The organism is Streptococcus constellatus (assembly GCF_902167705.1).
Taxonomy (GTDB): Bacteria; Bacillota; Bacilli; order Lactobacillales; family Streptococcaceae; genus Streptococcus; species Streptococcus constellatus_A.
This window is the reverse complement of sequence record NZ_CABHMZ010000001.1, coordinates 20,787-27,185: the sequence shown is the minus strand read 5'-3', so window position 1 is coordinate 27,185 and position 6,399 is coordinate 20,787. Positions and strand designations below refer to the sequence as shown.

The 6,399-nt window shown below is 38.7% G+C and carries 11 protein-coding genes; all 11 read right to left on the bottom strand.

Features of this window, described 5'->3' with window-relative positions; all coding sequences use genetic code 11:
- Window positions 1–252: 252 nt before the first annotated feature.
- Window positions 253–639, bottom strand: coding sequence for a 50S ribosomal protein L17 (gene rplQ, locus FQ204_RS00200; protein ID WP_144207104.1), 387 nt, complete (start codon window positions 637–639; stop codon window positions 253–255).
- Between the two features lie 11 nt (window positions 640–650).
- Window positions 651–1,589 (bottom strand): DNA-directed RNA polymerase subunit alpha, encoded by a 939-nt coding sequence (locus tag FQ204_RS00195; RefSeq protein WP_144207101.1) that lies wholly within the window; start codon window positions 1,587–1,589, stop codon window positions 651–653.
- A gap of 44 nt (window positions 1,590–1,633) precedes the next feature.
- Complete coding sequence (gene rpsK / locus FQ204_RS00190) at window positions 1,634–2,017, bottom strand: 30S ribosomal protein S11 (protein WP_001118385.1); 384 nt, start codon at window positions 2,015–2,017, stop codon at window positions 1,634–1,636.
- Between the two features lie 19 nt (window positions 2,018–2,036).
- Window positions 2,037–2,402 carry a 30S ribosomal protein S13 gene (rpsM, locus tag FQ204_RS00185; RefSeq protein ID WP_002262317.1) on the bottom strand — a complete coding sequence of 122 codons (366 nt, stop codon included), beginning with the start codon at window positions 2,400–2,402 and terminating at the stop codon, window positions 2,037–2,039.
- A gap of 15 nt (window positions 2,403–2,417) precedes the next feature.
- Window positions 2,418–2,534 carry a 50S ribosomal protein L36 gene (gene rpmJ, locus FQ204_RS00180; protein ID WP_001808836.1) on the bottom strand — a complete coding sequence of 39 codons (117 nt, stop codon included), beginning with the start codon at window positions 2,532–2,534 and terminating at the stop codon, window positions 2,418–2,420.
- Window positions 2,535–2,558: 24 nt separating this feature from the next.
- Complete coding sequence (infA, locus tag FQ204_RS00175; RefSeq protein ID WP_001029883.1) at window positions 2,559–2,777, bottom strand: translation initiation factor IF-1; 219 nt, start codon at window positions 2,775–2,777, stop codon at window positions 2,559–2,561.
- A gap of 116 nt (window positions 2,778–2,893) precedes the next feature.
- A complete protein-coding gene (locus FQ204_RS00170; RefSeq protein ID WP_144207098.1) occupies window positions 2,894–3,532 on the bottom strand; it encodes an adenylate kinase in 639 nt (212 codons plus the stop codon).
- A 241-nt stretch (window positions 3,533–3,773) separates the two neighbouring features.
- Window positions 3,774–5,081 (bottom strand): preprotein translocase subunit SecY, encoded by a 1,308-nt coding sequence (gene secY / locus FQ204_RS00165; protein ID WP_144207096.1) that lies wholly within the window; start codon window positions 5,079–5,081, stop codon window positions 3,774–3,776.
- 12 nt (window positions 5,082–5,093) lie between these two features.
- Window positions 5,094–5,534, bottom strand: coding sequence for a 50S ribosomal protein L15 (gene rplO, locus FQ204_RS00160; RefSeq protein ID WP_144207093.1), 441 nt, complete (start codon window positions 5,532–5,534; stop codon window positions 5,094–5,096).
- 159 nt (window positions 5,535–5,693) lie between these two features.
- Entirely contained in the window at window positions 5,694–5,876 is a 183-nt protein-coding gene (rpmD, locus tag FQ204_RS00155; RefSeq protein WP_003029471.1) for a 50S ribosomal protein L30, read from the bottom strand.
- Between the two features lie 14 nt (window positions 5,877–5,890).
- Window positions 5,891–6,385 (bottom strand): 30S ribosomal protein S5, encoded by a 495-nt coding sequence (gene rpsE, locus FQ204_RS00150; protein WP_003029472.1) that lies wholly within the window; start codon window positions 6,383–6,385, stop codon window positions 5,891–5,893.
- Window positions 6,386–6,399 lie beyond the last annotated feature (14 nt).

Genomic DNA, 6,399 nt, shown 5'->3' with positions numbered 1-6,399 from the left:
GTATTGGCTCCCTTCTGACCCTCTTGGAAGACTCCCTGTCGTTTCAGAGTGAAAACAAGCAAAATGAGAGAGCTACTATAAAAAACGCCTGCTTACGAAATTGCTTTTTATAAAAAGCAATTTCGTAAACAAGCGTCTACGTTTATTATCATAAGATGAGTGTTCCCGCTAGGAAAATCCTAGCGGTAGACCAGAGCTAGACTAAGAGTAATATTACTCCATCATCATAACACTCAACAAAATTGATAAAAATTATACTAATTCAATGATTGCCATTGGCGCTGCATCACCACGACGTGGTTCGGTTTTAAGGATACGAGTATATCCTCCATTACGCTCTGCATAACGAGGAGCTAAATCAGAGAATAATTTTTGAAGAGCAGTAGTTGAAGTATACTTTTCTGTTTCTTCATCATAGTTTTCTGATGCAATTTCATTACGTACAAAAGCAGCTGCTTGACGACGAGCGTGCAAATCACCACGTTTACCCAAAGTAATCATTTTTTCAACTGTTTTACGGATTTCTTTCGCACGAGCTTCTGTTGTCACAATTGATTCATTGATAATCAAATCAGTGGTCAAATCGCGAAGCATTGCTTTACGTTGTGAGCTAGTGCGTCCTAGTTTACGGTAAGTCATGTTTTCCTCCTTTATTTATCGTTTTTTAATCCAAGACCGAGATCAGCAAGTTTTACTTTTACTTCTTCAAGACTCTTACGTCCTAGATTTCTTACTTTCATCATTTCAGGTTCGGTTTTTTCTGTCAAATCAAATACAGTATTGATACCAGCTCGTTTCAAGCAGTTGTATGAACGAACTGACAAATCCAATTCCTCAATTGTACGATCTAATACACGATCATCTGAAACTTTTTCTGTTTCTTTCATTACATCGGCAGATTTTGCCACATCAGTTAAATTAGTGAACAAATCTAGATGCTCTGTTAAAATACGTGCAGAAAGCCCTAAGGCATCTTCTGGAATAATCGTTCCGTCTGTCATGATTTCAAGAGTTAATTTATCAAAAGCATCATTGCTACCAACGCGAGCTGGTTCAACTTGGTAATTAACTTTTTTCACTGGCGTATAGATTGAATCTACCGCAAGCGTTCCTACTGGTGCATTATCTTTTTTATTCTCATCAGCCGGCACATAACCACGACCTGTATTTACAGTCATAATAGCTTTTAAGCTAGCACCTTCACCGATTGTAAAAAGATAATGATCAGGGTTTACAATTTCAATGTCACTATCTGTCAAAATATCTCCAGCAGTAATTTCTGCAGGGCCTTCAACATCTAGTTCAATTGTCTTTTCGTCTTCGACGTAAGATTTTACAGCAATTCCTTTGATGTTCAGAATGATTTGCATCACGTCTTCACGGACACCTGGAACTGTATCGAATTCGTGCAATACACCTTCAATATTGATAGATGTTACAGCAGCACCTGGTAGAGATGCAAGAAGTACACGACGAAGTGAGTTCCCAAGCGTTGTACCATAACCACGTTCTAATGGTTCTACTACAAATATGCCGTAGTTTTTATTTTCATCAATTTTTGTTATATTTGGTTTTTCAAACTCAATCATTTAGTTACTCCCTCTTAAACGAAAAGCAGTGTAATGGTTTATGATTATACACGGCGACGTTTTGGAGGACGAGCACCATTGTGTGGCACAGGAGTCACATCACGAATAGCTGTTACTTCAAGACCAGCGGCAGCAAGCGCACGAATAGCTGACTCACGACCAGAACCTGGACCTTTAACAGTAACTTCAACTGATTTAAGACCGTGTTCTTGTGCAGATTTTGCGGCAGCTTCAGATGCCATTTGGGCAGCAAATGGTGTAGATTTACGTGAACCTTTAAATCCAAGAGCTCCAGCAGATGACCAAGCAATTGCGTTACCATGCACATCAGTAATCATAACAATAGTGTTGTTAAATGTAGCGTGAATATGAGCAATACCAGATTCGATATTTTTCTTCACACGACGTTTACGTGTTGGTTTAGCCAAGACTTTTTACCTCCTTATATTATTTTTTCTTACCAGCAATCGCAACAGCTTTCCCTTTACGAGTGCGAGCATTGTTCTTAGTGTTTTGTCCACGTACAGGAAGTCCACGACGATGACGGATTCCACGATATGAACCAATTTCCATCAAACGTTTGATGTTTAAGTTTACTTCACGACGAAGGTCACCTTCAACTTTGATTGCATCCACTTCGCGACGGATAGCGTCTTCTTGGTCAGATGTTAAATCTTTTACACGAATATCTTCTGAAACTCCAGCAGCAGCTAAAATTTTCTTAGATGTTGGAAGACCAATACCGTATACATAAGTGAGTGAAACAACTACACGTTTGTCATTTGGAATATCAACTCCAGCAATACGAGCCATTTTTTCTCCTTTCTATTATCCTTGACGTTGTTTGTGTTTTGGATTTGCTGGGCAAATCACCATAACACGACCATTACGACGAATAACTTTACAGTATTCGCAAATTGGTTTGACCGATGGTCTTACTTTCATTTCTTATCCCTCCAAGTATTTCGATTATTTAAAGCGGTAGGTGATCCGTCCACGTGTCAAATCATAAGGACTCATCTCGACAGTAACACGGTCTCCCGCTAAAATACGAATATAGTTTTTACGAATTTTACCAGAAACTGTTGCTAAAATCTGATGTCCATTTTCAAGTTCAACCGTAAACATTGCATTCGGCATTGTATCAACTACTTTGCCTTCAACTTCAATCACATCGTCTTTTGCCACGCAAAAGCACCCCCCTAAATTTCGATTTGCCCCTCTGAACACAGAGGTAACAATTATAAGTCAGACTATTTTATTGTATCACTACTTGTCAAATATTGCAAGCTTGAAAAACGCTTTTATTTCAAATTCATCAAGACTTTTTCAATGTCCTTAAACACATCACCAATCTCTTGATTCCCTTGAATATCATAAACCAAGTTTTGAGAACGATAGTGTTCAATAATTGGTGCTCCTTGAGCGATATTGACATCTAAACGGCGTTTCACGGTTTCTGGTTTATCATCCTCACGTTGGTAATAATCCTCTTCATTATAATCTGCTGGTGGATTGAAGACTTTATGGAAAGTTTCTCCCGTTTTTTTGTGAATAATTCGTCCGCTCAAGCGCTCTAGCAAGCTGTTAGGATCCACTTCGATATTAACAACCCCGTCTAAAGTAAGCCCAAGTTCAGCAAGTGTCTGATCCAGTGCATGAGCTTGCTCAATGGTACGTGGGTAACCATCTAACAAAAAGCCTTTTTCTTTAATATCATCTTGTGATAGTCGTTCTTTGACAATTCCATTGGTCACTTCATCAGGTACCAATTCGCCTTTGTCAATGTATGTTTTAGCAAGCACACCCATTTCAGTCTGATTTGCCATAGCTGTACGGAACATATCCCCTGTTGAGATATGCGCAACACCAAATTCCTCAACGATTTTAGCGGCTTGAGTTCCCTTGCCTGCCCCCGGCAAGCCCATAATCAAAAGATTCATGATCCTTCTCCTTTTTTGTTTTTAAATAAACCTATTAACAGTATTTCATAAACTTGTTTAAAAACAAAATAGAAAGAGTGGGACAGACTTCAGAAAATCTATGATTTTCGATTTGCTCTCCCACCCCGCAACATAGTTGATTCAGGATAAAAACAAAAACTCATTTTCATCATCAACCATTGCGTTCGTTATGTAACGCAAATTGCTTTTCAAGTATAAAATATCTTTCTTTACTTTATTTCTATTCTGTTATATTCATAAAGCCAGTATATTTTCTCTTTAGAAGATAACCTTCAAGTTGTTTCATTCCTTCAATACCAGTTGCAATAATAATCAACAAACTAGTACCACCCAAAGCAACGGCATCTGTCAATCCAAACAAATCCTTTGCTAAAATCGGTAAAATCGAAATAAATCCTAAGAAAAGTGAACCAACTGTCGCCAAGCGACGAAGCAGCTTGGACATGTATTCTTCTGTTCCTTTACCCGGACGGACACCATGAATGTAAGCACCACTCTTTTGCAAATTTTCTGCTGTTTTCTCTGGATTGATTTGTACAAATGTATAGAAAAATGTAAACAAAATAATCAAGAGTGCATACATCGCAATACCGCTGACTGTTGTCGTCGCAAACAACGACTGTGCCACTCGAACCCACTGTGTGTTGTGACCTGTAGCTGTCAAAAATTGGAAAATAGCTGCAGGTGCGGCAGTAATCGAACTTGCAAAGATAACAGGAATAACACCTGCTGGGTTGACCTTCAAAGGAAGGTAAGAGCTAGAAGGCGCCCCTTGAGCAATCTTCGTATACTGGATTGGAATTTTATATTCTGCTTGTTGAACGAATGTTGTAAAGTAAATAATAAGCAAAACAGCTATAATCAGAATAGTAACAAAAATGATAGATGAAGTAATACGGCTGCTTGGTACATTGACAAAGTAGTCCACATATATACTCTTAATCATTCCTGGAATTGCTGCTACGATACCTGCAAAGATAATCATAGAAACACCATTACCATAGCCTTTATCCGTTATTTGTTCCCCTAACCAAGTCACAATCATAGAACCCGTCGTTAAAAGAAAACCAATTAACAAATAGGTCTGCCAATTAGGTGTTGCCACCAATTTAGCGCTAGATAAGGTATGGAAACCTGCTGTAATACCGACAGATTGAACAAATGCCAAGACTAAGGCAATATAGCGCGTCGCTTGATTTAACTTTCTTCGCCCAACTTCACCTTGTTTACCCCATTCTACAAACTTAGGTAAAATATCCATTTGGAGTAATTGTACAACAATGGAAGCGGTAATGTATGGACTGACTCCCAATGCAAAAACTGAGAAATTTCGCAATGCATTACCTGAAACAAGGCTGAGCATGTTTAGAAAGGAAAGCCCATTCAGAGCTTCCAAGCTTTTTGCATTAACACCTGGAACAGTAATGGTCGTACCAATTCGAAATACTAATACAATAAAAATTGTAAAGAGAATTTTTGAACGAACCTGTTTGATTTTTAATGCATCTTTTAATAGTTTAAAAAACATAGGTCACCTCGCTTAGATGACTTCCACTGAACCACCTTTAGCAGTGATAGCTTCTTCAGCTGATTTAGAGAATTTAGCTGCTTTCACAGTCAATTTCTTCGTCAATTCGCCGTTACCAAGAATCTTAACACCAGATTTTTCAGCTTTTACAATCCCTGCTTCGATAAGTACAACTGGAGTTACTTCTGTGCCATCTTCAAAAACATTCAATTGGTCAAGATTTACGATTGCATATTCTTTACGATTGATGTTCAAGAAACCACGTTTTGGCATACGACGGAACAATGGTGTTTGTCCACCTTCAAAACCAAGACGAACTTTTCCACCACTACGAGCTTTTTGACCTTTTTGACCGCGACCAGAAGTTTTACCATTGCCTGATGAAGTACCACGACCAACACGGTTGCGGACTTTACGAGAACCTGTAGCAGGTTGTAATTCATGAAGTTTCATTATATTTTTCTCCTCTTTTGTAAAATGCTAGCGCTTATACTGAAGAAAAGGTGTCCCCAGTATAAACTCGCCTATACATATATTTAGTTTTAGGGGCTGAGAAAATCCTCTCATCCCCTAGTTTATCTCAATTCAAAGTTTTGCTAGCAAAATGATTGCTTACTTAACTTCTTCAACAGTTACCAAATGAGAAACAGCTGTAATCATACCACGAACGGCAGCATTATCTTCTTTAATAACTGAGCTATTTAATTTGCCAAGTCCAAGTGCTACAACAGTTTTACGTTGTGACGGAATGCGTCCGATTGGAGACTTTGTCAAAGTAATTTTAATTTGAGCCATGTGAATCTCCTTTCTTATGCTAAGTCAGAAACTGAAATACCACGAAGGGCAGCAACTTCTTCAGCGCGTTTTAATTGTTTCAAACCTTCAACAGTTGCACGAACGATGTTGATTGGAGTATTAGAACCAAGTGATTTAGATGTTACATCTGCTACACCTGCTAATTCGATGACGGCACGAACAGCACCACCAGCAGCTACTCCAGCACCTTCTACAGCTGGTTTCAACAATACACGAGCTCCACCAAATTCTGATGTTACTTCGTGAGGAATTGTTGTTCCAACCATTGGTACTTCAATTAGGTTTTTCTTTGCATCTTCAACGGCTTTGCGAATTGCTTCTGGTACTTCTTGAGCTTTACCAGTACCAAAACCAACACGACCATTACGGTCACCAACAACTACAAGAGCTGCAAAACGAAGACGACGTCCACCCTTAACAACTTTTGTAACACGGTTAATCGCAACTACGCGTTCTTCAAGTTCAACTGCATTGTCTTTAAATGCCATTTTCTAGTGTCCTC